The following is a 25,277-nucleotide window of genomic DNA, read 5'->3' on the forward strand; positions in this document are numbered from 1 at the left end:
GGGAGACGGCCGTCGCTCGGCCGTTCGCGCTGACTGCGCACTCGAGCGGAGCGGGTAATCACTGATTGTCTCGTCTCGCTAACCGAAACGACCGGCGGTCTTATGCGTTCGTTCCGCCCCGTGGTGGAAAAATGCGAACCGGTAGTACGAGGGCCGTCGATTGGGGGAATCACGTCGCGAAAGTGGGTGTCAGACGAACCGACGACGGACCGGAAGTCCGATATTGGAGCGGACGTCGGATCCGCGATCATGCGAGTCGCGGACGGAACGGCGGGGTCGCGACGGGGACGAGCGACGCGACAGGAGGACTCGTTCGATGAGGCGGACGCGAACTATCGCCGTCGTTCTGATCACAGCCGCGATGATCGGCAGCGTCGTCGCGTTGCCGGCACTCGGGGGCGGCCTCGAGCGGGTCGCGCCGGACGACGCTTCCGACGCGGCCGTCGAATCGCCCACTGGAGACGAAATGCAGGCGGCGCTCCAGAACGAGAGCGCGCGGGCGAGCACGCAATCGACGACCGGCACCGACCTCGAGTTCGAGCCGATACCCATGGGGCCGTCCGCGACGGACGGCGTGTCGACTACCGCGGACGGCGGAGCGGCCGCGCAGACGTCGGTCCAGCAGGAGTACGAGGACGCCGTCGAATCGGGCGTCAGCGAGGGGATCGCGCTCGTCCAGTCCCAGGGCGTCGAGGTGACCCAGGAGCAGCGAACGGCGGCGCTCGAGGGTGCTCAGGGATCGGCCTCCCAGTATCAGTCCGTCGAGGCCGAGCAGGTTCAGGCGGCGACGAAGGGCGCGGTCCACGGCGCGCTGATTCAGGAACAGTCGGTGAACGCGACCCAGATCCAGTACGCGGTCGGCGGCGCGACCGCCGGCGGGCTCTCCCAGTCCCAGTCGGTGAACGCGACCCAGTTACAAAGCGCGACCTGGGGGGCAGCACACGGCGCGGTCGCCCAGAGCCAGCGCGTGAGCGTCGAGCAGTTGCAGGTCGCGACCCGCGGTGCGGCCGCGGGCGCCGCGAGCGAGGCGGGCGCGAAAGACGTCGGCGAGGTGCCGAAGATCCAGGAAGCGGCGCAGGGAGCGGCCTACGGCGCGCTGACGCAGTACCAGTCGATATCGATCGAACAGCGCCAGCGGGTGACGCTCGAGCACGTCCAGCACGCGGCAGCCGGTGCCGCAGCCGGCTCGCTCGAGGGGAGTACGCGAGCGGCGTTCACACAGGAACAGCGCGTCGAGGTCGAGCAGCGCCAGCGGGTGACGATCAAGCAGATTCAGAAGGTCGCCGCCGGGGCGGCGAAGGGCGCGCTCGTACAGGAACAGGAGGTCTCCGTCGAGCAGACGCAGGCAGCGGCCCGCGGCGCGAGTCGAGGGTCGCTGAAACAGGTGCAGTCCGTCAGCATCGAACAGTACCAGCGAATCTCGATCACGCAGGTCCAGGAGGCGTCCTACGGCGCGGCGAAGGGGGCGATCTCTCAGAGCCAGGAGGCGACCGTCGAACAGATTCAGGCGGCCGCTGACGGGAGCGCGGGCGGTGCGCTCGTCCAGCGCCAGACGGTGTCAGTCGCGCAGGTGCAGTCGGCCGCGACCGGTGCCGCAGAGGGTGCGGTGACGAGCGCGATCCAGCGGCAGGAAGTCACCGTCCAGCAGGTGCAAGCCGCCGCGTTCGGTGCCAGTCAGGGATCGGTGACTCAAACGCAGATCGTCGATGTAACGCAGGTCCAGCGCCTCGCACGGGGCAGCGCGAGCGGAGCACTCGTCCAGTCACAGGCGGCGTCGGTCACGCAGATCCAGAGCGCGGCGAGTAGCGCCAGTCAGGAGACCGCTCGCGTCGTCCAGTCCCAGCAAATCAGTATCACGCAACTCCAGACGGTGACCCAGGAGACCGCGGCCGACGCGGTCGCATACGCAGTCCGCGAGGAGACCGCCGACGTGACGGTGATCTCTCAGCACGTCGAGGTCGAAGTCGTCCAGCGGATCGAGACGATCGACCGGATCGAGGGGACGGCCTCGATCGACTTCCCCGATCAGGAGTCCGCGGGCGAGACGGTCAGGATAGAGGACGTCTCGCTCTCGGAGGGCGGCTTCGTGGCCGTCTACGGCGGCGTCGCCGTCGACGCCGATCCCGACGATATCGTCGGCGTCTCGAGCGAGCTCGAGGCCGGCGAGCACGAGAACGTCACGGTCGAACTCGACGAGCCGCTCGCGGAGAGCGACGCGCTCGTGGCGGTCGTCCACCACGATACGAACGACGACGGAACGTTCCAGTACGCCGAGTCCGACGGCGAAGAGGACGTGCCGTACGCCACCCAGAGCGGCGCACCGGTGCTCGACGGCGCGTTCGTGACCGTCGCGGACGAACCCGACGAACCGAACGCGACGCTGTCGGTCGACGACCAGACGGGCGACGGTGAAACCCTCGCCGTCGCCGAAGCGAACGCGTCCGTCCCCTACACCGTGACCGCGGCGTACGACGGTGCGACCGTCGAGAGCGACACCTTCGCGGCCGGCGCGGGAGTCACGAACCTCACGCTCGACCTCGAGCCGCCGCTCGAAGAGAACGCGACCGTCGACGTCTCGGTCGTCGGCGAGGACGGGACGGCGCTCGCGAACGAGACGATCGAGTACACTATCGCCGACGACACGAACGAGACCGATGTCGTCGACTCCGCGCCGGAGGCAGAGGGGATGCTCGCCGTCGTCGATTACAATATCGATGTCGGCGAGGAGAATCCGGAGGATGAGTACGTCGTCTTAGAGAATACGGGTAACCGTACGCTCGACGTCACCGGGTGGACCTTGCAGGACCGCTTCGATGAGGGTGTCGTCGACGGGTCAGGATACAACCCCCTGACGTTCCCCGAGGGCTTTACCCTCGAGCCTGGCGAGACGGTGACCGTCGTCACTGGTCCCGGTGAAGACACGGAAGATACCCTTCACTGGGATATCGAAACGCCCGTCTGGAACGCGTCCGGAGACGATGTCGTCGTCCTCGACGGCAATGGCGATATCGTCCTCGAGCAGTCGATCGGCGAGGAGCAACCCGAAGCAACGCTTTCGGTCGACGACCAGGAGGGCGACGGCGAGACGCTCGAGATCGACGCGGCGAGTGCGTCCGTGCCGTACGTCATTACCGCGGAGTACGACGGCCAACGGGTCGACAGCGACCCCTTCGAGGCCAACGAGTCAGTCGCGGAGCAGACCCTCGAACTGGAGCCGCCGCTCGAAGAGAACGCGACCGTCGACGTTTCGGTTCGCGCCACAGCGGACGACGCGGTGCTGGCGAACGACTCCATCGAGTACGCGGTCGCGGAACCCGATCCGACGGAGCCGACGGCGAACCTCACGGTGGCCGATCAGACGGGTGACGGCGAGACGCTCACCCTCACCGCGGCCAACGCGTCGGTCGAGTACGCGATCACCGTCACCGACGAGAACGGGACGCGACTCGCCGAGAGCGACACCTTCGCCGCCAACGAAACGATCGGCCCGACGGAGTTCGACCTGGAGCCGCCCCTCGAGGAGAACGCGACGCTCGAGGCCGCGGTCGTCGCGGCAGCGGACGGGACGCCAATCGAGACGGACACCGTCGAGTACACGGTCGACAGCGAGCTCGAGGAATTCGACGTCGAGTTCACGAACTGCTCGCGCGCGGTGGTCACCGCGTCGCTCGAGGAGGGCGACCAGGTCGCGGCGAGCACGGGATTCTACGATTCCGTCGGCTTCGGAAACACGATCATCGAGGACGCGGTCACCGCCGGTGACGAGATCGAGGCACCGTTTACCGGGACGATCGTCTTCGAGGTCGGCGACGAACGCAACGTGACGTCGGAGGGCGACGAGGTACTCGTCGAAGTGCCCGACTACGGCACCTTCGGAACGTACATCTCCGGTATCAGTTCGCCGGAAGCGGTGCCCTTTGCGTCGATCGACTACGCGAATCCCTCGGCGAGGGAGTGCGACGAGCAGGCTCGACCGGCGCTGCCATCGCTTTCGGTCGAGGAGACGACGCCCGCCGAGGACGGGAACGCCATCGACGTGACCTTCGGCTACGAGAACCCGAACGACGCGACGATCTCCGGGAACAGCCAGTTCGTCGAGGGGACGACGGCCGACGAGCCGCCGTCCGAACTGGAGCCCGGCGAGGGAACGGTCACCGTCGAGTGGACGCCCGAGAGCGACGACGAACGGCTCGTCTGGGCGATCGACTTCGCGAACTACGGGTACGACGACCCCGTGACCGCGGCGACGCCGCCGGCCGGCGAGATTCGGCCGTCCGAGCCCGCTGAATTCGGCGTCTCCATCGAATCAGTCACCAGTCCGGTCGAACGGGGCGAGCAACTCGCGGTCGAGACCCAGGTCCAGCACGTCGGCGGCGAGGCGGGCACGCAGAACGTCACGCTCTCGATCGGCGAGACAGCGGTCGACTCGCAATCGGTCTCGCTCGAGCCCGGTGAGACGGAGACCGTCTCGTTTACCGCCGAGACGGACGGCCTCGAGCCCGGCGAGTACCCGCTCGCGGTGTCGACCGACAACGAGACGGCTGAGACGACCGTCACCGTCGAGGAGAGCGGTGAGCCCGCGACCTTCGGCGTGGTCGACGTTTCCGCGCCCGCCAGCGGTGACCCCGGCGAAGAAGTGACGGTGGCGGCGACGGTCGAGAATCAGGGCGACCTCGAGGGAACGCAGACGGTGACCTACAGCGTCGACGGCCAGCCCGTCGCCGAGTCCACCGTCACGCTCGCGGGCGGGCAAACGGCCGAAATCCCGTTCTCGTCGACGTTGCCGGAGGGAACGTCGACGCATACGGTCGCGACCGACGACGATCAGGCGTCGGTGACGATCGATGCGGCCGCGGCGGAGTCCGAGGGAGCGAACGGTGACGCGGGACCGGACGGCGAATCGGAGACGGAGACATCACCCGAGGAACCGGGCCCACCTGACGACGCTGGACCGCCCGATAACGCGGGACCGCCTGACGACGCGGGACCGCCCGATAACGCAGGGCCGCCTGACGATGCAGGACCACCTGATAACGTGGGACCGCCTGACGACGCTGGGCCGCCCGATAACGTGGGACCATCTGACGACGCGGGACCGAATGACGACCTAGACGCCGATCCGGTCGAGACGCCGGATGACCCGAGTGCGGGAGCCACGGAGGAATCTAACGGAACCGAAGAAGCCGTCGGCTAAGCAGACAGCGGTACACGACGCCTCGATTCCGTCACGCTCTCGCGTGGAATCGGTCGCTTTCTCAGTGACGCCGGATGCGAAAAGACAGTGCGGAGACTACGCTGCGCTGATCCGCGCGTCGCGGCCGTCAGTGCTGGTGCCCGGTCGCTTCGCCGAACGTGACGCCGAACCGCTCCTCGAAGAGATCCATCACGCGGGCCTCCTGGGCCTCGAGTTCCTCGTCCGCGTCCTCGCCGTGGTGGACGATGTGGTGTGCGCGGCTGGCGAAGGAGAGCAGCATGACGTCGCCGACGGTTTCGGCGTCGCTCTGGTCGCCTTCGGCGACGAGGTCGAGGAGACCGGACGGGATCGTGATTTCGTCGGTCGCGCCGTCGTCGGAACTGATCGAGAACGTCGTCGTCTGGACTTCGTCGCTCATATAGCTACGGTCGGGAACCGTCCGTAAAGATGCTGTGGCTTGCACCCGGGACGCGATCGAAGCCGAAACGCGTCGGGCCGTGATTCGCCGTGGTACTTTTGCGTCTCGGCGTCGGAACTCCAACTATGCCATCCGTCGAACTCGAAGAGGAGACGATCGACCGACTGGATGCACTGCGCGTCGACGACGAGTCCTACGACGAACTCGTCAACGAGCTCATCAACATCTACGAAACCAGCGAGTACACGCTCTTTCACGCGGGCGACTGACGGCGAAGAGGTGTCGCGTTCGGTCTCGGCAGTGCGAGAGACGTCGTCCTACTGGTCGTCGGCTTGGCGCCGAATCATCTCCCACTTCCCCTTGGACTCGAGGTGGGACTGGAGTTCCTCGGCGTACTGCTGCGTGAGTCGTTCGGCCGCTTTCCGCTGTTCGTCCTCCGAGGGGCCGCTACTGCCCCCGACGCCGAGCGCGCCCATGATCGAGTCGAAGACGCCGCCGCTCGAGGAGCTCGACCCGCGGTCGGCTCCCCCACCGGCCATCGCGCCCATCCCGGCCTGGACGTTGTCGAGTTCGGGAATGACCCCGTCGAGTTTGTCCGTGTTGGCGACGATCCGCGCCCGCTCGGGATCGTCGGGGTGTTCGATCTCGAACTCCGTGGCGGTCATGATCAGGCTCCACTGCTGGTTGGAAAACTGCGACGCCTCGATCTGCGTCGAGAACTCCTGATCGACGGTCATTCGCTCGCCGACGATCCGGTCCGTCCACGGGTTGTCGCTCATGGCCCCCGGTTGGACCGGCGGCTGTATCAGCGTTTCCCCTCTCGCCGCGTTCTACGGTTCACTCGGCGGTGAGAGCTCCGAATCGGTTCTCGGAAAGCTGTCGTCTCGATCGGAAGTCACGGCTACCGTAATAACGTTAATGTAGTCCCTTGTTGTATGATATCACGTAACGCAATGTACGACTGCATCCTCGTCCCGACCGACGGCTCGCGCGAGGTCGAACGCGCGCTCGAGTACGCCTTCGAACTCGCGCGAACGCACGACGCGACGATTCGCTCGCTCTACGTCGTCAACGCGGCCGGCTACGGGGGACTACCAATGGAGACGGCACTCGACGGCGTCAGCGACGCGCTCCGCGACGAAGGCCGAGCGGCGGTCGACCGGGTCGAGGAACTCGCACCGGCGGACGTCACGGTCGAAACGAAGGTTCTCGACGGTGCGCCGAGTCAGGTCATCGTCGAGGAGGCTGACCCTGCCGAATGCGATCTGATCGTGATGGGGACCCACGGCCGCGGCGGGATCGATCGGCTGTTGCTCGGCAGCGTCACGGAACGCGTCGTCCGTCGGGCCTCGGTACCGGTACTGACGGTACAGGTCGATCCCGACGAGGTCGACGACCGCTCCGAAGAGCCGCGGCTCGCCGCCGAGTAACGGACTGCGTCGGCCGACCGACCGAGAGGAATGCAGTCACTTCTCCGTGCCACCGCTCGTCGCCCGCTCGAGCGCGTTCTCGAGACCGATCAGACGGGACGCAAATGCTCGCAGTCGCCCGCCGACACCGTCACTCGCCCGTCGTCCGTCTCGACGACGAGCGCCCCCGATTCCGTGACGTCGATCGCCTCGCCAACGATCTCGCCCGCGGGGCGATCGACCCGGACGCGCTGGCCGATCGTCAGCGCCAGGTCGCGCCACGCCGGCACGACCGCCTCGAGGTCGCCCCGATAGCGGTCGAACGCCTCGAGTAATCGCTGAACGAAGCGCCGACGGTCGACGTCGCCGGCCTCGTCGCGAATGCTGGTGGCCCCTTCCGGGAGAGCATCGGCATCGAGGTTGGCGTTGACGCCGACGCCGACGACGAGCCATTCGACGCGGTCCGTCTGGCCCTCCATCTCGGTGAGAATCCCCGCGAGCTTCCGGTAGTCGTCGTCCTCGCCGACCGGGACGACCACGTCGTTCGGCCACTTGATCCGGGCGTCGACGCCCGCCTCGCGAGCGACGTCCGCCGTCGCGACCGAGGCCGCGAGCGTGTACAGCGGAGCCTGCGCGGGCGTGATCGTCGGCCGCGTCACGATACTCACCCAGACGCCGCCCGCGGGCGCGGACCACTCGCGCTCGAGGCGACCCCGACCGCCGGTCTGTTCGTCCGCGAGGACGGCGACGTTCGTCGCGCCCTCGCCCGCCAGTTCGCGCGCTCGATCGTTCGTACTGCCCACCGAGTCGTGGTACTCGACCGAGAACGGGGCCTCGAGTTCGAACTCGACCGCCGGGGCGTTGTACGCCTCGACGGCGGCGAGCTCGTAGCCGGTCGGTCCGCTCTCGATCTCGAAGTCGGCCTCGCGCAGGCCCTCGATGTGCTTCCAGACGGCCGCCCGCGAGATATCGAGCGACTCGGCCAGTTCGGGGCCGGACACCGGCCCGTCCGCGAGCGCCGCGAGGATCGCCCGTCGCGTGTCGTTCATGACTCCGCTCGGGGGCCGCTCGCACTTCAATCGGCTGGATCACCGCCCGTTGCGATCGCCACGCTGGGTAGTCGTGCTATACCCACTCGAGATACCACGTATACATCTCGACGATCTCGGACTGCTGCGTTTCGATGATGTCCGTCGCCATCGCTTCGACTGCGGGGGACTGTCCCTCCCGAAGGACCAGCTGTGATAGCTGAATCGCGCCGCTATGGTGGTTCGCGAATTTTTCGATGAAGCGCAGGTCGAATTCCGTCCCCTCGAGCGAGCGTAGGTACGCGAGTTCGTTCGGTCGCAGGTTGCCGGGAATCGAGGTCACCATGTCCCTGACGGCGTCGAGATCGATCTCGAGCAGCGGTCCGGGCTCGAGGCCGGCTTCGACGAGCAGCCGTTCGATGCGCGCGATACCCTGCCGCTGGGCTTCGATCACGGACTCGGCGAACTCGGCCAGCGCGTCGTGGTTCGTTCGCTCCGGGACCAGCGAGGCGGCCTCGATCCCGCCGCGGTGGTGATAGGCCATCAACTGGAGGAAACCGACGTCGGCCAGGTTCAGTTCGGTGGCTCTCGAGCCGTCGCTCTCGATCAGTCCGTCGGTTCCGGTCGGTCCGTCGTCCGTCGCGGCGGCCGGTGCCGCACCCGACAGCCCCAGTGCGAGGCCCGCCGAGGCGAGCGTCCCGGTCTGCAGGAAGGAGCGGCGCGATGCGTCGTCTGCTGATCCGTCGGATTCGGTTTCGCGTCCCATGATCGGCCGGACCTCCACCGAAGGCACGGATAAGAGTGGTCGTAGTCAGTGAGAGAAATAATCCGTTTCCGGTGCTCGAGCGGCTGCTATTTCCCGTTTACAGCGATAGTCTCTGGCTACGCGACCGCTCCGCGAGCCGGTACCGGTGGGCCCGCGCCGCTCCCGCGACGCGCCCGATTGCCGTAGCGCGGTCGATCGACGATGCCGTTCTTCTGGCTCTCGCTCGTTCCGCCGTCGCTCTCGGTGACCCGAGCGTCGCGGTCGAAACGTCGCTCCGAACTGGACGGGAATACCGTGACAGGGCCCACAGCGGAGTCAGAAGACGATACCCGGCGCTTGCCATGCAAGGGGAAACGGACCAGTACTGCGGAATCGTTACTAACGCATGGAAAGCAGAGCCCGTCGGACGAAAAACACCGTGGAAGTCGAGTTTCACGTCCGCAATTCGGCGTATCCGTTCGTCGACGCATCGCAGGCTGAGGATTGCCGACTCGAGCTCGAGGTAATCTTTCCGCATTCCGACGACGGGTTCGTCGAGTACTTCACCCTCGACGGTGCGCCACCGGAGCGAGTTCTGGACGCGATCGACTGGACCGACGGCGTCGACGCGGAACGCGTCGCCCGACACGCCAACGGCGGTCGACTGCAGTTCCACGTCCGGGACCGCTGCGTGGCGATTACCGTCGTCGATTTCGGGGCGATCCCGCGAGTCGTCGCGGCGGACGGCGGTGAGGGCCGCGTCGTCGCGGAAGTGCTCTCACGGGACGAGGCCGCCGAACTCGTCGATCGCTTCGAACGCGACCACCCGACAGTGACCGTCGACGACTGTCGCGAGCGGGAGCGAGCGACGCCGCTCTTCGCGCATCACGATTTCAAACAGGCCGTTATCGATGCGCTCACTGACAGGCAGCGAGAAGTGTTTCTGACGGCCTACATGAACGGCTATTACGACTGGCCGCGGAAACACGAGGCCGCCGAACTCGCCGAACTGGATATCACGCCGGCGACCTTCTCACAGCACCTCCGGGCCGTCGAAGGGGAGATCTTCAGTCTCCTCCTCGACACCGACGACGAGTGCGTCTTCGTCGAGTGACCGCGACGCTCGAGGGCTCGATCAGCCCCGAATCTCGCGCAGCTTCTCGCGGCCCGGCGCGATCAGTTCGTCGAGGGAGCTCGCGAGCGTCCCCTTCGCATCCGCGGGGTGGAGCTCGCCTGACTCGAGGTCCTCGGCGAGGGCCTCGTACTCCGCGTAGGTCAGGTCGCCGCCGTACTTCTCGGGACGCTCGACGACGACTTCATCGAACCGCGGGAAGACGTGGTACTCGAAGAGTTCGAGGACGGGGTTCTCGAGGTCGTTGCCGTCGTCGTCCGGCTCCGGATCGCGGGTCGGCGGGCAGTACGCCGAGTTGACCTTCTCCTCGAGTTCCTCGGTCGAGTCCTCCATCGAGATGGTGATCCCCTCGCTCGAGGACATCTTCCCCTTCCCGTCGGTGAGATTGGCGACGATCGGGGTGTGGATCGCCGGCCGGACCTCGTAGTCGAGTTCGGGCAGCTTCTCTCGGGCGAGCATGTGGACCTTGCGCTGGTCCAGGCCGCCGACCGCCAGATCGAGGTCGAGGTACTCGATGTCCAGGGTCTGCATCAGCGGGTAGACGAGGTGGCTCACCTTCGCCGTCTCGTCGCCCTGGATCTCGGCCATCGCGCGCTGGGCGCGGTTCATCGTCGTCTCGCGCTCGAGGTGGTGGAGATCGAGGGTGTAGTCCTCCTCGAGCTGGAAGGTCGAACCGTAGACGAACTCCGTCTGCTCCTCGTCGAGGCCGTAGGCGAGGAACTGGGCTTTCATCTGCTCGGCGGTCTCCCGGATCTCCTCGAAGGACCCCTTCTCGTTGAGGTAGGCGTGGACGTCCGCCAGCAGGACGACGACCTCCATGCCCGCGTCCTGCAGGTCGATGAGCTTGTTCGCGGTCAGGAGGTGGCCCAGGTGGAGCACGCCGGAGGGCTCGTAGCCGACGTAGGCCCGCTTGCCCTCGGGATCCTCCGCGAGGTCGCGGACTTCCTCGTCGGTGACGACCTCCTCGGCGTTTCGCGTGAGTAACTCGTAGGCGTCCATGCGTGACAGGAACCGGAGGAGGAATTTATACCTCGTGAAAAGCGGTCGGACTCGTCGCGACTCGAGTCCCGATCGCGGGACCGTCTCAGAACGGCTTCAGGACCGATTCGACTCGATCTCGCGCCGTGCCGGCGAGATACCCCGTCGCCGCGCCGACGCCGGCCCCGACGGCACCGCCGGCCGGGCCTGCCACGCCGCCGACTTTCCCGCCGACTTTCGCTCCCTCGGCCGCGCCGCGGGAGGCGTGTTCCGATCGCAGACATGGTGGTTCGAGCGATGGCATCGATCGTCCGTTCGGACCAGTGACAGATAAGCGTTGGTCTCGCGGGGTCGCCTCGAAACGGATCCGTCTTCCCGCTCGTCTGTTCTCGAGTTCCGTCGAGCGTCCCGCAAATCGACGAAATCGATCGATCGCGCTACGCCGATAGTTCGCGGACCGTCGCCGTCCCGTCCTGCTCGACGTGGATCCGGTAGCCGTGATAGGAGAACGCGAGGTTCGCATCGACGTGGGTCGGTGGCGGGGAGCCGAAGAGATCGGAGACAAGGCCATCGACGGAGCGATAGATCGGTGCGAGGTCCGTCGGTTCCCTGTCGTCGAGTTCGGCGACGATTTCGACGAGTTGAATCGTCGTGTCGCCCCTCTCGGTGTCCAGTTGCCGGCGCAGCACGACGGTCTCTTCCGGGAACTCGCTCGGCCCACTCATTGCTACCGAGGATGTCGCTGTGCAGGCGTGTAACGATTGCACCGGCCCTTGCGTGCCGGTAATCTGCTCCGGGCGTCTCAGGCAGTAAATCACAGTCGTCCTCTCGGAGCCGACAGTGGTCGGCGAGTCATCTCGAGCGGCCGTCCGGCCGACTCGTGAGGTGCGACCGAACACTCATACGGCCGGTCGCCGTAGCCACGCCGATCGATGATCGACAGCGAGGACGCGATCAACGCCATGCGTCGAAGCGCCCTCCCGCAACTGCACTTCCTCTTGCGGGGGACGTTCGGCTGGTACGCGGTCAGCCACACGACCGCCGACGAGTACGTGCTCACGGCGCACTGCTCGGAGGCGACGATCGAGACGGTCCTCGATCGTCTCGGCTTCTCGCGCAATCCGATCGCCGCGCTCAAGGTTCGCGTGGACGGGAACACCTCCGAAGGGTCGTGGGTGTGGCGACCGTCGCCGTTCGCCGACGAGCAGTTACACGTCGTGATCCACGATCTCGAGAACGAACCGGGCGTCGACGTCTACGCTCACTGGGAGTACTCGTGGATCCGCCACCCCTACAAACACTACCTCGCGCGGGGCTACGACGCCGAGACGGGCGTCGCCATGGCGAGACGGTGGCTCGTCGACGGCGACGAACTCGCGGTCGGACCGGGCGTCGAGTACGAGATCGACCACTCGCTCGCGCGACGAGCCAGCGAGGTCCTCTCGCTGTCGTACTACCGCGTCGAGGAGACGGTGGCGGCGATCAAGTCGAAACTCCCGTTCGTCGACCCGGTCGACAGACCCCGGATCATCGACCGCGACGGCGCTCGAGACGCCGTCTCGCCGTCGATCACGGGAAAGCTCTGACGGTGATCCGCTGCGACCGATCAGAGGTCGCCCGAGCGGATCCGCTCTTCGGCCGCCTCGAGCGCTCGCTCCCGGTCGAAGGCCTCGATAATTGCCCGCAGTTCGTCTTCGTCGGCGTCCGCCAGGTCCCGCGCGTGCTCGGTGATGTTCGGCACCGCGCGGATGATGTTGTCGACGATCGGGACGTCGGCGACCTGCGGGGACCGCGACAGCGGGTTGAGGTCGATTACGATCTCGGTCTTGCCCATCTCGTTCAGGGCCTCGGCGCGGTCGCCGTCCTCGAGGGGTACGAGCACCACGTCGGCCGCGTAGATCCCGTCGGCGTCGACCTTCGACCGCTCGTGGTCTAGGTTCGGGATTCGCGCGTCGGCCTCGAGGCCCTTCACGTCGTCCGCGCCGTGCTCGCGCAGGTGGTCGGCGATGGCCTCGAGTCGCTCGGGCGTGCGATTGAAGAGGTTGACCTCGAGATCGGCGTCGACGGCGTCGGCGAGGGCGGCCATCTCGCCGGGGACCAGCGCCGCGACGTTGCCGTTGATCGAGAGCACGGGCCGGTCGGCCAGCAGGAGGTGTGCCGCGGCCGCTCGTTCCGCCTCGTCGGCGCTCGGGATCGTCTCCTCGCCCAGCAGGTAGTCGAATGCGCTGCCCCGTCCCTCTGCGTGCATCCCCTGGAGGTGCGTGATCCCCTTCTCGACGCCCGCCTCGATCCGGTGGCGGGTCAGCAGGTCCTGATATCTGGGATGGTCCTCCGGGATCTCCTCCTCCGTCTCGACGTCGGCGGAGACGCTGTCGTAGTCGCTCACGATCGATCACTGGTGGTAGTCGATGAAAAACGGCCCGATCGCTCGACGGGCGAACCACCGGCCTGACCGAGCGCTCGGCGAACGGGGCCGCTATCCGGCGGCTCCGTCGATCGCGCTCGGCCGCAATCGATCGCGGGCACCACTGATCCCGTATAAATACCCGATAGATTTCGCGTGAAGTTACTCACTCGAGCCGATCCACGTCCGACTATGGCCACGGAACGCCGAGAGCGGGACCCGTCGACGGGGACGTCCGGTTCGGACGGGGAGTACGAGGCGCACCTCGAGCGGAGTCGGACGGTCTGGGACCGCTGGAGCGACTGGTACGGCATGAGCGAGCGCGACTTCGAACCGATCCGGGAGGCCGCCATCGACCGGCTGGACCTCGAACCGGGCGATCGCGTGCTCGAGATCGGCTGCGGCCCGGGCGTCAATTTCGAGCGGGTCCGACGCGAGATCGGCCCGGACGGCGAACTCGTCGCCGTCGATTACAGCCCGGAAATGGTCGCGAACGCGCGAGAGCGGATCGAGACGCACGGCTGGGAGAACGTCCGGGTACGCCGAGCCGATGCAACGACGATCGCGTTCGACGAGCCGTTCGACGCGGCGCTCGCGACGCTCTCCCTGTCAGTCATGCCCGACGTCCGCCGCGCCGTAGAGAACGTCTCCCGATCGATCGTTCCCGGCGCACGCCTCGCGGTCGTCGACGTTCGGCCGGCCCTGAGCGGCCCCGCTCGAGTACTGAATCCACTCGTCCGGCGGTTCTTTCGCTGGTACGCGAACTGGAATCTCGACGGCGACGTCGCGGGCTCGCTCGAGGCCGTCTTCGATGAGCGCGGTGCGCCGGCGGGGGATCGAGACGGAGGACGTGCGGACAGAAGCCGTTCGAGAGACGGCGTAGCCGCCGGCGGCTGCGAAATCGTGGACACGCACTTCGCTGGTATCGCGTTCACGGCGATCTGTACGAAACGAGACGCCGACTGATCGGCCCGTCCTACGGCCCGTCCTCGAGCACGCGGTCGACCGCGTTGGCCTCGCCGCGGCGGACGAGTTCCGACGCCGTCGAGACGGCACAGTCGAGTTCGTCGGCGACCGCCTCGATCCCGCCCGTCCGCGGGATCTCGTAGAATCCGACCTCGCGGGCCGCTCGGAGCGCCGCCAGCTGGCGGTCCGAGACCGGTGATCCGGTGACCGTCACGTCGTCGCTCACCCACTGGACGTCCAGCTGTAGTCCCTCTGGAACCTCGTCGACCACGGCCGTCAGCGCCGACGCATGCCCGACGACCGTCAGTCGGATCGTCCGATCGGATCGGACCTCGATCGGCGGTACGACCACGACGGTCTCCCGTGCGAGCGCGTTCAACAGCGAGACGCCCTCGGAGCCGAGTTCCCGGCGGAGGTAGCAAAAGAACCCGTCGTCGGCCGGCGTGATGTCGTACTCCAGGACGTTCTCTCGGCCGACCAGCAGGGGCTCGTAGGCCTCGGGGTCGCCGTCGACGAACGACGTGATCGTCTCGACGCCGTCGACCGCCTGCCCACCCACGATCACCTCTCGCTCGATGTCGGGCGACTCGCAGAGCCCCTCGTGGAGCGGCGGAATCGCTTCCGGTCCGTACTCCAGCACGAGACGCATCGACTTCATGGCTCGACCATGTCGGCCAGAGGGCATAAATGCCCGATAGCTATCGGGAGTCGCTGCCGGCGAGATTCCCGCGCAGAGTACTCGATCGCGGCGTCGGCCCTACTTCAACACTGCGCCGGCCGGATGCGTCGCGCAGACAGACGGCTCGTACCCGGCGTCGGAGAGCCCCGTTCCGAGCGCGAAGACCGTCTCGCCGAGCATCGCCATCGAGGCCTGTCCGTCGGCCTCCGAGACCTCGGTGATCGTTTCCGCGACCTGCTCCGTGAGCAGGCCGGCATCACGCGCGAACAGCCGCGAGGCGTACATAAAGGACAGCAGCGTCGGTTCCTCGACGACGCGAGCGAGCGCTTCCTTCCCGGTGGCCGTCAGCTCTTCGGTGTCGCCCGAGAGCACGTCGGCCGTCGAGAGCTCGCCGAACGAGACGTACTCGACGCGCGCCCGCGACGGAATCGCGTCGAGTTTGTTGTCCTGCGGGCCGCCGGGCTCGAGGCGGATCGGAACGCCGCCGTGTGCCTGTGCGACCACGTCGCCGAGTCCCGTTCCAGCCTGGACCTCGGCACCGTGGGCGATCGTCACGAGTTCGTTCGCGGAGAGTTTGCGCTCGAAGACGCGGTTCACCGCGAGGGCCGTCCCGAGCGCCATCGCTCCCGAGACGCCGAATCCGGCCCCGATCGGGAGGTCGGAGTCGGCCTCGACGCGGGCGCTCGCATCGAGCGTCTCGAGGACGGTCGTCACTGGATCGACCTCGATTTCCGTCCCGTCGAGGACGATAGTTGACTCTTCTGCCGGTTCGACCGTTACTTCGACACCGTCTGTGAGCGTCAGTCCCGCTCCCCGTGAGCCGGCTTTCGTCGGATCCTCGTCCGGGTGTGCACTGAAAAATCCCGTAACGTGTCCAGGGACGAACGCCGTCGCCTCCTCTCGCATTACGCCCCCGCTTTCGGGCCGAACGATATAACCTTGAAGGTTCCCCGCGACGCATCCGTCCCGAACGGGCCCGGAACTGCCGCCGGCCCCATCGGTCCACCACTCTGTAGCGAACGTTCCATCAGAGACGTCTTCAATAGACTCTGTATAGAAGAAGAAAACACAATCATTAATCCCCATAATTAATGGTTGCGCTATGGTAACTACGAACGATCCAGACGAGCGGCCGACGGACGAATCGACGACCGACCGACGAACGATCCTGAAGACCGCCGGCACCACGATCGTCGCCGGTGCGGGGCTGGCCGGCGCGTCCGGTTCCGCGTCCGCGCAGTTCGGTGGTCCCGAAGTAATCGAAGTCGACGACGGGCTCTTCGGCTGGAGCGCCGACGGCAGCCTCCCGGTCACGGACGAACTGTTCGTCTTCATCCACGGCTGGTTCGGCGACACCACCGTCTCGAGTCAGGCGTCGGACGTTCAGGACTCCCTCGAGTCCGGCGGCTATACACCGGATGAGGCCGTCGCGATCGAGTGGCCCGCGACCAATTTCAACTACCTCGGCGCGGAGGGAGACACCGAGGACGTCGGCGAGGTCGTCGCCGGCCTCATCGAGGACTTCGACGACGGCGGCGGCGGCAACGTCCGTCTCGTCGGCCACTCGCTCGGTGGCCGCTGCGTCTACTGGACCGCGACGAAGCTCAGCAGCGGCTACGAGATCGAGACCGTCGCCGGCCTCGGCACTGCGGCGGACGGCTCGGAGATCTGTGACGATCCGTGGAACCCCGGGCTGAGCAACGCCTGTGAGGTCCGCAACTACCACTCGCAAAACGACTCGACGGTCGGCTCGGCCTACGGCGGTTTCGGTGACACCGCACTCGGCACGGAAGGCGCTGGCTGCAACCCAGCGTTGAACTACACCGATGTCGACGTGACCGCCAGCGTCGGCAGCCACCTCGAGTATCTGGGCGACGACGCGGTCGGGTCGGACCTCGCCGACGCGATCAACAGCGGCTCCTGTGACGGCGATAGCGGTAACGACGACGGCGACGATGACGACGGCTGGTGGAGCTAGTGAACGCCTGCAAGTGAGCACCGTCGTCCCGCGACCCTCTCGGACGTAGGCGACCACAATCGACGTTCACTGCGCCTGAGCGTCCGATTCTCACCGATTTTCAGAGCTGAACGTCGAATCACGGTTCTCCTGGTCGGTCGCTCCTGCTCGGAATGCGCCGCTCGAGACCGACGACCCGAGTGGCAAGAAGTGCCGATACCGTGGTATTCGGGCCCGCACTCGCGCAGTGCGATCGCGGGCCCCGATCTCGCAACGGCTTCGCCCTACGGGCTCAGCCGCTGCCGGTCCGGCGAGACTCGCTGCGCTCGTCTCGCTGGCTCCCAGCGTCTTCGTCAGGGACTCAGACGCTGGCGATCCCGCGGGAAGAGAACCGCTTCTCGGATGTTGTCCAGTCCGAGAATCGTCATGATCAGGCGCTCGCCGCCGAGGCCGAAGCCTGCGTGGGGCGGCATCCCGTACTTGAACATCTTGGTGTAGTACTCGAACTGGTCGGGGTCGAGCCCCTGCTGTTCGAAGCCCTCGATGAGCTTCTCGTGGCGGTGTTCACGCTGGCCGCCCGAGACCAGTTCCATGCGCGGGTGCATCAGGTCGAAACCGGTCGAGAGTTCGGGGTCGTCGTCGTGGTCCTTGATGTAGAACGGCTTGATCTCGCTGGGCCAGTCGGTGATGAAGTAGTGACCGCCGACGTCCTGACCGAGGGCTTCCTCGGCCGGCGTCGAGAGGTCGTCGCCCCAGACGAGCTGCTCGTCGAGTTCGCCCGTCGCGTTGATTCGCTCGATGGCCTCCTCGTAGCTGATGCGCGGGAAGTCACCCTCGGGAACCTCGAAGTCCTCGGCGAGGTCGAGTTCCTCGAGTTCGTCGCCGAAGTTCTCCTGAACTGCCTCGTAGGACGCTTTGACGATGCCTTCGGCGACGTCCATGGCGTCGGTGTGATCGCAGAACGCGCCCTCGAAGTCGATCGAGGTGGCCTCGTTCAGGTGCCGGGGCGTGTTGTGTTCTTCGGCGCGGAAGATCGGACCGATCTCGAAGACGCGCTCGACGTTCGAGCCCGCGATCAGCTGCTTGAACAGCTGCGGCGACTGGTTCATGAAGGCCTCCTCGCCGAAGTACGTGATCGGGAAGAGTTCGGTGCCGCCCTCCGTCCCGGTGGCGACGATCTTCGGCGTGTTGATCTCCGTACAGTCGAAGTCGCGGAACTGATCGCGGACCGCCCGCAGCACGTCCGAGCGAACCTCGAAGATCGTCTGGACCTCGTCCTTCCGGAGGTCGAGAGTGCGGTTATCCAGTCGCGTCGAGAGGTCGGCGTCGACCTTCTCTGAGGGATCGAGCGGCAGTTCGGGATCGGCGGACGCGATGACCTCGACGGAGTCGGGCGTGATCTCGACGCCCGTCGGCGCGCGCGGCTCCTCCTCGACCGCGCCGGAGACTTTGACGACGCTCTCGCGGGAGGCGTCCAGTCCCGTCTCGACTAAGTCGTCGTCCATCTCGTCTTTCTCGAACTTGATCTGGATCTTGCCCGAGGTGTCCCGGAGAATCAGGAATGCGATGCCCCCGAGATCGCGAGTCTCGTGGACCCAGCCGGCGACCGTCACGTCGTCGCCCGGCTCGGCGTCGGCAGTGTAGGTTCTGTCCTGCATACCACCCGATTCACGCAGGCGGAACTTAAGCACAGTCGTTCGGAGCCGCCGCTCTTCGAGAGATGATAGCGACCCTCGTGGGACCGCTCGAGACGGCCGACTTCCCTGGGAACACACCACGACGAGTTTTCAGCGTTCGGGACGACTATCCGGTATGGACGACCTCGAGCGACTCGCCGACGAGATACGGCGCGCAGACACGGCCGTCGCCTTCACCGGCGCGGGTATCTCGGCCCCGTCGGGGGTGCCGACCTTCCGCGGGGACGACGGCGTCTGGGAGAAGTTCGACGAGGGCCAGTTCGCCTACGGCAGGTTCCAGCGCGATCCCGAAGGGTTCTGGTCGGATCGCGTCGATCTTCAGCGAGAGATGTTCGACGAGGAGTACGAGCCGAACGCGGCCCACGAGGCGCTGGCCGCGATGGGACGGGACGGCGACCTCGAGGCGATTCTCACCCAGAACACCGACGGACTGCACGGCGAGGCGGCCGACTCGGTTCGCGAGGAAGCGGCCAGCGATGGAGACGAGACGACCGTCCTCGAGCTTCACGGCAACTCCCAGCGGGTCCGCTGTACCGACTGCGGAAAACGCCGGGACGGTGATCCGATCTTCGAGCGCGCGGCCGACGGCGAACTGCCGCCGACCTGCGAGTGCGGCGGCGTCTTCAAACCCGACGTCGTCCTCTTCGGCGAGCAGCTCCCGGGAGCCGTCATCCAGCGGGCCCGATCGCTCGCCCGCGAGAGCGACGTCTTCCTCGCGATCGGGTCCTCGCTGGTCGTCGAGCCTGCGGCCTCGCTCCCCCGACTCGCCGCGTCGGCCGGCGCGACGGTCGGCATCGTGAACCTCGAGTCGACGCCGTGCGACGATATCGCCGACGCGGTGCTCCGCGAGGACGTGACGGGAGTGCTCCCCCGGCTGCGGGACATGGCCGCTGAGTGAGGGTCGATCCCGTGTCCCGGCGCGGCCTCACTCGACGAGTTGCTGGTCGATCAACTGTGCTTGGCCGCGCCGCAGCCGTTCGCTGACGGCCTGTTTCGAGATCCCGAGCTGAGCGGCGATCTCGGAGAGCCCCGTCTCGCGGGGCACCTCGAAGAACCCGTGCTCGTGGGCCAGCGTGAGCGCCTCCCGCTGGGCGTCGGTCAGAGCGGATCGGTGTCCGCGGCGTCGCCCCCCGTCGCCGTCGGCGAGGCGCTGTAACTCGAGCGAGACGCCCTCGCTCGCGAGGAACTCGTGATAGCGGCCGAACGAGTCGCGATCGGGGAACCGCATCTCGACCTCCCAGCGGCCGTTCGAGCCGCGACACTCGAGTAGCTCGCCGCCGGCGTCGACCCACTCGCGATACGCGCCGATGACGTCCGTCTCGCTCCGTTGGAGTCGGTAGAGGCTCTCGCCGTCGGCACCACCGATCCGCTCGAACTCGTCGATCGTGTCGTCGGCCGCGAGCGCGCGGTCGAGTCCGTCGCGGTCGCGACAGCGAACCCGACAGAACGCGATGGGCCGGTCGGGATCGAGGGCGTACTGACGCTCGAGTTCGACGTCGACCGACGGCAGGGCCTCGAGGGTCGGCCCGAGGACCAACGCCGGCGACGACGCCTCGAACGCGGCGAAGAGACTCATGCAGTGACGTCCACGACGAAGTGACAAAACAGTTGAGGCCACTGTCCAGTCCGACAGTAGATCGCGGACGTCTCCCGTAGTCGATCGGAACCGAATCGATGCGACCGATGTCCGATCGCCGGTCAGGCGTCGTTGGCCGCGTCGACGGTCTCCCGAACCGCCTCGATGCCCTCGTCGTGTGCGAGATCGCCGACGACGATGACGTCGGCGTACTGGGCCATCGCGTACGCGGAGTCGTAGTCGTGGATGCCGCCCCCGTAGAACAGCGTCGACTCGTCAGTCGCCTCGGCGGCGGCCTCGACGACCGCTTCGTCGCCGAGCATACCGGAGTACTCCACGTAGACGATCTCCTGTCCGAACATGTGCTCGGCGACCGTCGCGTAGGCGGCGACGTCGTCGGCACCGAGATCGCAGTTGGCCTCCGTCAGCTCCGCGACGTCGGCCTCGGGGTTCATCACGATGTAAGCCTCCGTCGTCGTGCGCTCCCAGTCGAGTTCGCCCTCGAGCCGGACCCACTCCTTGTGGGCCTCGGTGATCCAGAACGGCGATCCGGCGTTGAAGACGGTCGGAATGAGATAGCCGTCCAGCGCGTCGTCCTCGAGGACGACGTCGGGATTCGAGGGCTCCTGATAGAGGGCGACGTCGTGTTCGGCGCAGGCCTCGATGACCGCGCTCATGTTCTCCTCGGTGATGCCCATGGTACCGCCGACTTCGATCGCGTCGGTGCCCGTCGCACAGAGATCGCCGTAGGTCACGCCCTCGGGGAGCTCCTTGTCCGGGTCGATCTTGAGAATGTGGTTCCAGTCGTCCCAGGGGGTAGTCATACCGCGTCGTTTCCCGACAACCAGCAAAAGCGCTACGGAACGCCCCCGTCTCGCGGATCGCGCGCTCGAGCCCGTCCGCAGGCTCGGTCCGCCGACGGCCGCTGGCCCGGTATGGTAGCCAGCAGCGTCCGATTTCGATCCCCCCGCCTATCGGCGATCCGGCCGGTCATCGCGCGACGGCACAGTGTCGGTCCGGGACGGACGGAGCGTTCGACGTCCGGCGTGCGCTTAGAGTTGCTCGGCGCTGACGGCTCGCATCGAGCTGTCGTTCTCGACTTCCCAGATCCGGAGCACGAGGTGTGCCTTACAGTAGTATTCGGCGGTCTCGAGGCCAGTCTGTCCGTTCTCGAGGACGAGCTGGCACGAGACCCCGTTCGAACACTCTGGTGAATGTTCACACATTTGAACTCGGTCCCTCTACTCGTCTCGGAGACAAGGCTCTGTCGGTGAAAGGGTTCGGCTCTCGCGGTCGACCTGCTCCACTGATAGCGGTTAGACGACCGCTACCCGGCGATATCACCGGCTACTGCGGTTTTCGCCTACACGCCCTGACTCATCAGATGACTGCGCAACACGTCGGCCTCCTTGTTGCCCGCGCCAGTGTTGACGATGACGACCGTCTCCGAGCCGTCGAACGCGCCGTGCTCCGCGAGTTCCCACGCCCCGCTGGCGGCCGCCGCCGCGCTCGGGATCAGTTCGAGCCCCTCCGCCTGGGCCACCCGCGCCGCGGACTCGAGGATGTCCGGATCCTCGGTCGCGACCGCGCCACCGTCGCTCTCGCGGATCGCCTCGAGGACCCGCGGGCTCGCCGTCGGGTCGGGGATCTCGAGTTCGCCACAGATCGTGTCGGGGTGTTCGACCGGCTCGTGTTCGTCGCGGCCGTCGTCGACCGCCTCGACGATCGGCGCGCAGCCGGCCGCCTGGGCGGCGTAGAGAGCGGGTAGCTCGTCGGTCAGCCCGAGTTGGCGGAACTCCCGCGCGGCCTTCGCGAGTCCGACGAGTCCGGTCCCGGCCCCCGTCGGATAGGCGACGACGTCGGGCACGGTCCACTCGAGTTGTTCGACGAGTTCGTAGAACAGCGTCTTCGCGCCCTCGTGGCGATACGGCGTCTCGAAGGCCCGGAGCGAGTACCAGTCGTCGTGTTCCGCGAGCCCCTCCTCGAACGCGCCGACGGCGTCGCCGTAGCGGCCGCCGACGACGTTCATGTCTCCGCCGTGGACGTTGACCATGGCCTTGTTGGTAAAGCCGGACCGCGAGGGGAGGTATGCGTGGGACTCGAGTCCCGCGCGGGCCGCGTAGGCCGCGGCGGCCTGTCCACCGTTGCCCGGCGACGGGAGCGCGATGTCGCTCGCGCCGTGGGCGGCGGCCGCGGTGACGGCCACCGACGCGCCGCGGTCCGTGACCGAGCCCGTCGGGTTCCGGCCCTCGTCTTTGATCAGTACGTGCTCGACGCCGAGTTCGGCGGCCAGATCGGGGCAGTCGACCAGCGCCGTCGCCCCCTCGTTCGTCGTCACCGCCGACTCGCGGGCGAACGGCAGCAGTTCCGCGTACCGCCACTGCGAGTCGAACGGCCGGGCGGCGAGCGTCTCGCGATCGAGATCGATCGCGTCGTAGTCGTAGCTCGGATCGAGCGAGCCGCCGCAGTCCGGACAGCGGTGGGTCTCGGCGGCGTCGACGGTAGCCCCGCAGTCGACGCACTCGAGGCCGGCGAAGGCGTCTGTCGGTTCCATACGCGACCCTTCGCGGCGTCGAACTAAGGGCTGTCCATCGACACCGTGGCCTCAGTAGAACGGTATCGATCACCGGCACTGGAATCGAGAACAGCGGCCGCTACGTCATCGATCGAAAACCGGCAGAACCGAACGAGAGAACGGAGAGATCAGTTGTCGCCGGACTTCGACTGCCACTCGTAGCCGCGTCGTTTGGCGGACTTGCCGAAGCCACACGACGAGCACTCTTTTTTCTTCGTGTGATACGATTTCTCACCGCAACGACGACACTTCGTGTGGGTCGTCGTGTTCTTCTTTCCTTGGCTCGGGGTTCCTGCACCAGTCATGGAGTGATCGAAACGACGTTATCGCCGCGTATAATGGTTGTGTCTTCGGCCGGCGGCTCCTCTTCGACTTCGCCCTGGACGGGAATCGTCACGTCCTCGAGCACCAGATTCATGTGTTGATCGTAGCCGGCGAGATCGCCGACGTACTCGTCGCCACTCTTGAGTCGCACTGTAACGCGTTCGCCGAGTGACGCCTCGAGGACGTCCAGCGGTCGTCCACTCATACGAAAGACCGCAGGTGACGGACACTTAATCGTACCGGTCCGGAGTCCGATTTCGACATGACGGGAGCCGCTACCGCGTCCCGTGGGCGAGAGCGCCACGGAACGGACTCGCCGCCCCTCGATTTCGAGGGCGGTGATGGCGAGCGCGACGGGACGGCGACTGCCGTAACCATCACCTACACGCTTCAATAGCGTGGACCTAACCAAACGGCTAAGTGTGCACTCGTTGACCGTCCGCTCATGGGCGACAAGAAGTTTACCCTCGTAGAGTTGCACATCGACGGCGAGACGCGGCTCGATCTGGGATCGATCGGCAAGTCGCTGCCGATCGGCGGGACCGAATCGGCACCCGAGACGGACCGCGAGTTGGAGACCGAGACCGACGAGGACACGGACGACGAGTCGGGCGGCAAAGGCAAGAGCGCCGTCGGCGCGCTGATCGCGCTCGTCGTCCTCGTCGGCATCGCCGCCGCCGCCAAGAAGTTCCGCGGCGGTGACGAAGAGCCGGAGCTCGAGGCCGAGGAGGAGCCCGACGTTATCGTCAACTAACCGCCCGCCGGCGATCCGTTCGGCTGTGTTTCACTCGCGGGCCGAGCCGAACGTTTTTGCGCGTCCTCGCCGTACGGACAGTCGTGAATCTCTATCGTAGCGCCCGGGCGGTTGCCGGGGCGTCCGGTGACGATGCGATCGACTGGCGGTCGGCCGCCGACGCCGCCAAGGCCGCGACGGATCCCGGCTCGCTCGATCTCGAGCACGGGGAGAGCGAGGCCTACGCCCGCGACGTCCGGGACGCCCGGGCGGCTGTACGAACGGTCTCGGGCGTCGACTTTGACGTCCCCGAGACCGTCGAAATCCAGAACCGTCACCACTGGATCGACGCCAACGTCGCCACCTTCGAGCGCGTCATGGGCGCGCTCGAGACCCATACCGGCGCGTTCCCCGGCGTCGCCCGGACGATCAATACGGGAACGATGACCGTCCTGCTCTCCTTCCTCGGACGGAACGTCCTCGGCCAGTACGATCCGCTTCTCCTGGCCGACGCGCCCGCCAACGATCACGCGCTGTACTTCGTCCGGCCGAACATCCTCAACGCGGCCGACAAACTCGACGTGGACGCGGACCGGTTCCGCCGCTGGATCGCCTTCCACGAGGTGACCCACGCCGCCGAGTTCGGGGCCGCGCCGTGGCTCTCCGACCACCTCGAGACCCGCATGGAAGACGGCATCGCGACGCTGTCGGAGGGCTCGTTCGATCGGGACGCCTTCCGCGACCTCGACGCCGCGATGACCGTCGTCGAGGGGTACGCCGAACTCCTGATGGACCACGCCTTCGACGACGAGTACGAGGACCTGCGGCGCAAACTCGACGCGCGGCGGCAGGGCCGAGGCCCGCTCCAGAAGCTCTTCCGCCGGCTGCTCGGCCTCGGCCTCAAAGAGCGCCAGTACGAGCGCGGCAAGAACTTTTTCGAGCACATTGTCGCCGTCCGCGACCTCGAGACGGCGAGTCTGGTCTGGGAGGGGCCCGAGAACCTCCCCAGCCACGACGAACTCGACGCGCCGGGGACGTGGATCCAGCGCGTCGATCGCCGATAGGCGACTGCGTCTCGAGTGAGTCGTCTCTCGAGTCGAAGCGTCGATTTCTCGTCTACTGCTGAGCCGCCCGTCGTATTACCGAAGCCGAATTTCCTGCTCCGTAGCGGCAGAGAATCGCCACGCCCTCCGCAGCCGATTTCTCCTCGCGGGCCCTCCGTGCCCGTCCGCTCACGGCGGCGCTACCGCCGTCCGTTCACGGGCCGTCAGCCCGTTCGCATGATTTGCGAGGCCGGCGGCCTCGTACTATCGCAGGATCTGTGAGACCGGCGGTCTCGCACTATTCGGATAGGGCGTGGGACCGGCGGTCCCACGCTATCGCTCGGTCATGCTTCCCCGCTCACCCACAGGAAGACGCTTCGCGTCTTCCGCGCCGTCGTTCACTCCGTTCACGAAGACCT

At 66.7% G+C, this 25,277-nt stretch carries 28 protein-coding genes; 11 read left to right on the forward strand and 17 right to left on the reverse strand.

Annotated features, from left to right (window positions below; all coding sequences use genetic code 11):
- Window positions 1-316 precede the first annotated feature (316 nt).
- A complete protein-coding gene (locus LDH66_RS06100) occupies window positions 317-5,194 on the forward strand; it encodes a DUF7282 domain-containing protein (protein WP_226480173.1) in 4,878 nt (1,625 codons plus the stop codon).
- Between the two features lie 127 nt (window positions 5,195-5,321).
- Here LDH66_RS06100 and LDH66_RS06105 read toward each other — a convergent pair whose 3' ends face one another.
- Window positions 5,322-5,612, reverse strand: coding sequence for a DUF7545 family protein (locus LDH66_RS06105; RefSeq protein ID WP_226480174.1), 291 nt, complete (start codon window positions 5,610-5,612; stop codon window positions 5,322-5,324).
- A 125-nt stretch (window positions 5,613-5,737) separates the two neighbouring features.
- Here LDH66_RS06105 and LDH66_RS06110 point away from each other — a divergent pair, with 125 nt between their 5' ends.
- Window positions 5,738-5,881: a DUF7557 family protein gene (locus LDH66_RS06110; protein ID WP_226480175.1), complete on the forward strand. Its 144-nt coding sequence runs from the start codon at window positions 5,738-5,740 to the stop codon at window positions 5,879-5,881.
- A gap of 48 nt (window positions 5,882-5,929) precedes the next feature.
- Here the strand turns inward: LDH66_RS06110 and LDH66_RS06115 are convergent, their stop codons facing one another.
- Complete coding sequence (locus tag LDH66_RS06115; protein WP_226480176.1) at window positions 5,930-6,391, reverse strand: DUF5799 family protein; 462 nt, start codon at window positions 6,389-6,391, stop codon at window positions 5,930-5,932.
- A 174-nt stretch (window positions 6,392-6,565) separates the two neighbouring features.
- Here LDH66_RS06115 and LDH66_RS06120 point away from each other — a divergent pair, with 174 nt between their 5' ends.
- On the forward strand, window positions 6,566-7,042 hold the full coding sequence (locus tag LDH66_RS06120; protein ID WP_226480950.1) for a universal stress protein: 477 nt from the start codon (window positions 6,566-6,568) through the stop codon (window positions 7,040-7,042).
- Window positions 7,043-7,131: 89 nt separating this feature from the next.
- Here LDH66_RS06120 and LDH66_RS06125 read toward each other — a convergent pair whose 3' ends face one another.
- Both LDH66_RS06125 and LDH66_RS06130 read right to left on the reverse strand, forming a co-directional pair.
- Window positions 7,132-8,070, reverse strand: a complete 939-nt coding sequence (locus LDH66_RS06125; RefSeq protein WP_226480177.1) for a biotin--[acetyl-CoA-carboxylase] ligase — start codon at window positions 8,068-8,070, stop codon at window positions 7,132-7,134.
- A gap of 76 nt (window positions 8,071-8,146) precedes the next feature.
- On the reverse strand, window positions 8,147-8,815 hold the full coding sequence (locus LDH66_RS06130; RefSeq protein ID WP_226480178.1) for a DUF305 domain-containing protein: 669 nt from the start codon (window positions 8,813-8,815) through the stop codon (window positions 8,147-8,149).
- Window positions 8,816-9,233: 418 nt separating this feature from the next.
- Here LDH66_RS06130 and LDH66_RS06135 point away from each other — a divergent pair, with 418 nt between their 5' ends.
- Complete coding sequence (locus LDH66_RS06135) at window positions 9,234-9,908, forward strand: helix-turn-helix domain-containing protein (RefSeq protein WP_319004344.1); 675 nt, start codon at window positions 9,234-9,236, stop codon at window positions 9,906-9,908.
- Between the two features lie 21 nt (window positions 9,909-9,929).
- Here LDH66_RS06135 and LDH66_RS06140 read toward each other — a convergent pair whose 3' ends face one another.
- The 3 genes from LDH66_RS06140 to LDH66_RS06150 form a co-directional block, all read right to left on the reverse strand.
- Window positions 9,930-10,925 (reverse strand): tyrosine--tRNA ligase, encoded by a 996-nt coding sequence (locus LDH66_RS06140; RefSeq protein ID WP_226480180.1) that lies wholly within the window; start codon window positions 10,923-10,925, stop codon window positions 9,930-9,932.
- An 85-nt stretch (window positions 10,926-11,010) separates the two neighbouring features.
- Window positions 11,011-11,208 carry a hypothetical protein gene (locus tag LDH66_RS06145; RefSeq protein WP_226480181.1) on the reverse strand — a complete coding sequence of 66 codons (198 nt, stop codon included), beginning with the start codon at window positions 11,206-11,208 and terminating at the stop codon, window positions 11,011-11,013.
- A gap of 133 nt (window positions 11,209-11,341) precedes the next feature.
- Entirely contained in the window at window positions 11,342-11,629 is a 288-nt protein-coding gene (locus LDH66_RS06150; RefSeq protein WP_226480182.1) for a HalOD1 output domain-containing protein, read from the reverse strand.
- A 207-nt stretch (window positions 11,630-11,836) separates the two neighbouring features.
- On the opposite strand from LDH66_RS06150, the gene LDH66_RS06155 reads away from it, so the two are divergent.
- Window positions 11,837-12,490 (forward strand): hypothetical protein, encoded by a 654-nt coding sequence (locus LDH66_RS06155; RefSeq protein WP_226480183.1) that lies wholly within the window; start codon window positions 11,837-11,839, stop codon window positions 12,488-12,490.
- 20 nt (window positions 12,491-12,510) lie between these two features.
- Here the strand turns inward: LDH66_RS06155 and LDH66_RS06160 are convergent, their stop codons facing one another.
- Window positions 12,511-13,290 carry a 4-phosphopantoate--beta-alanine ligase gene (locus tag LDH66_RS06160; RefSeq protein WP_226480184.1) on the reverse strand — a complete coding sequence of 260 codons (780 nt, stop codon included), beginning with the start codon at window positions 13,288-13,290 and terminating at the stop codon, window positions 12,511-12,513.
- Window positions 13,291-13,500: 210 nt separating this feature from the next.
- Between LDH66_RS06160 and LDH66_RS06165 the strand changes: the two genes are divergently transcribed.
- Window positions 13,501-14,274, forward strand: a complete 774-nt coding sequence (locus tag LDH66_RS06165) for a class I SAM-dependent methyltransferase (protein WP_226480185.1) — start codon at window positions 13,501-13,503, stop codon at window positions 14,272-14,274.
- A 10-nt stretch (window positions 14,275-14,284) separates the two neighbouring features.
- On the opposite strand, the gene LDH66_RS06170 is transcribed toward LDH66_RS06165, so the two are convergent.
- Both LDH66_RS06170 and LDH66_RS06175 read right to left on the reverse strand, forming a co-directional pair.
- A complete protein-coding gene (locus LDH66_RS06170; RefSeq protein ID WP_226480186.1) occupies window positions 14,285-14,932 on the reverse strand; it encodes a helix-turn-helix domain-containing protein in 648 nt (215 codons plus the stop codon).
- A 99-nt stretch (window positions 14,933-15,031) separates the two neighbouring features.
- Window positions 15,032-15,859: a pantoate kinase gene (locus tag LDH66_RS06175; RefSeq protein WP_226480187.1), complete on the reverse strand. Its 828-nt coding sequence runs from the start codon at window positions 15,857-15,859 to the stop codon at window positions 15,032-15,034.
- Window positions 15,860-16,055: 196 nt separating this feature from the next.
- On the opposite strand from LDH66_RS06175, the gene LDH66_RS06180 reads away from it, so the two are divergent.
- On the forward strand, window positions 16,056-16,931 hold the full coding sequence (locus LDH66_RS06180) for an esterase/lipase family protein (protein ID WP_226480188.1): 876 nt from the start codon (window positions 16,056-16,058) through the stop codon (window positions 16,929-16,931).
- A 332-nt stretch (window positions 16,932-17,263) separates the two neighbouring features.
- Here the strand turns inward: LDH66_RS06180 and aspS are convergent, their stop codons facing one another.
- Window positions 17,264-18,568, reverse strand: coding sequence for an aspartate--tRNA(Asn) ligase (gene aspS, locus LDH66_RS06185; RefSeq protein WP_226480189.1), 1,305 nt, complete (start codon window positions 18,566-18,568; stop codon window positions 17,264-17,266).
- Between the two features lie 154 nt (window positions 18,569-18,722).
- Between aspS and LDH66_RS06190 the strand changes: the two genes are divergently transcribed.
- Window positions 18,723-19,505, forward strand: coding sequence for an SIR2 family NAD-dependent protein deacylase (locus tag LDH66_RS06190; RefSeq protein ID WP_226480190.1), 783 nt, complete (start codon window positions 18,723-18,725; stop codon window positions 19,503-19,505).
- A 27-nt stretch (window positions 19,506-19,532) separates the two neighbouring features.
- On the opposite strand, the gene LDH66_RS06195 is transcribed toward LDH66_RS06190, so the two are convergent.
- The 6 genes from LDH66_RS06195 to LDH66_RS06220 form a co-directional block, all read right to left on the reverse strand.
- Complete coding sequence (locus tag LDH66_RS06195; protein WP_226480191.1) at window positions 19,533-20,183, reverse strand: helix-turn-helix domain-containing protein; 651 nt, start codon at window positions 20,181-20,183, stop codon at window positions 19,533-19,535.
- A gap of 122 nt (window positions 20,184-20,305) precedes the next feature.
- A complete protein-coding gene (locus LDH66_RS06200; RefSeq protein ID WP_226480192.1) occupies window positions 20,306-21,007 on the reverse strand; it encodes a phosphoglycerol geranylgeranyltransferase in 702 nt (233 codons plus the stop codon).
- A 228-nt stretch (window positions 21,008-21,235) separates the two neighbouring features.
- Window positions 21,236-21,409, reverse strand: a complete 174-nt coding sequence (locus LDH66_RS06205; protein ID WP_226007535.1) for a hypothetical protein — start codon at window positions 21,407-21,409, stop codon at window positions 21,236-21,238.
- A gap of 137 nt (window positions 21,410-21,546) precedes the next feature.
- Entirely contained in the window at window positions 21,547-22,737 is a 1,191-nt protein-coding gene (locus LDH66_RS06210; protein WP_226480193.1) for a threonine synthase, read from the reverse strand.
- A gap of 149 nt (window positions 22,738-22,886) precedes the next feature.
- On the reverse strand, window positions 22,887-23,063 hold the full coding sequence (locus tag LDH66_RS06215) for a 50S ribosomal protein L37e (protein WP_226480194.1): 177 nt from the start codon (window positions 23,061-23,063) through the stop codon (window positions 22,887-22,889).
- The gene (locus tag LDH66_RS06220; RefSeq protein ID WP_226480195.1) at window positions 23,060-23,287 is read right to left on the reverse strand and encodes an LSM domain-containing protein; all 228 of its coding nucleotides are present in this window, start codon (window positions 23,285-23,287) and stop codon (window positions 23,060-23,062) included. Before LDH66_RS06220 ends, LDH66_RS06215 begins: the two co-directional genes overlap by 4 nt.
- A 57-nt stretch (window positions 23,288-23,344) precedes the next feature.
- Here LDH66_RS06220 and LDH66_RS22880 point away from each other — a divergent pair, with 57 nt between their 5' ends.
- The 3 genes from LDH66_RS22880 to LDH66_RS06230 all read left to right on the forward strand — a co-directional run bounded on the left by LDH66_RS22880 (window position 23,345) and on the right by LDH66_RS06230 (window position 24,879).
- Window positions 23,345-23,479: a hypothetical protein gene (locus LDH66_RS22880; protein WP_264182215.1), complete on the forward strand. Its 135-nt coding sequence runs from the start codon at window positions 23,345-23,347 to the stop codon at window positions 23,477-23,479.
- A 48-nt stretch (window positions 23,480-23,527) separates the two neighbouring features.
- A complete protein-coding gene (locus LDH66_RS06225) occupies window positions 23,528-23,836 on the forward strand; it encodes a hypothetical protein (RefSeq protein ID WP_226480196.1) in 309 nt (102 codons plus the stop codon).
- An 83-nt stretch (window positions 23,837-23,919) separates the two neighbouring features.
- Window positions 23,920-24,879 (forward strand): zinc-dependent metalloprotease, encoded by a 960-nt coding sequence (locus LDH66_RS06230; RefSeq protein ID WP_226480197.1) that lies wholly within the window; start codon window positions 23,920-23,922, stop codon window positions 24,877-24,879.
- Window positions 24,880-25,277 lie beyond the last annotated feature (398 nt).

The sequence above is a fragment of the Natrinema amylolyticum genome (genome assembly GCF_020515625.1).
Taxonomy (GTDB): domain Archaea; phylum Halobacteriota; class Halobacteria; order Halobacteriales; family Natrialbaceae; genus Natrinema; species Natrinema amylolyticum.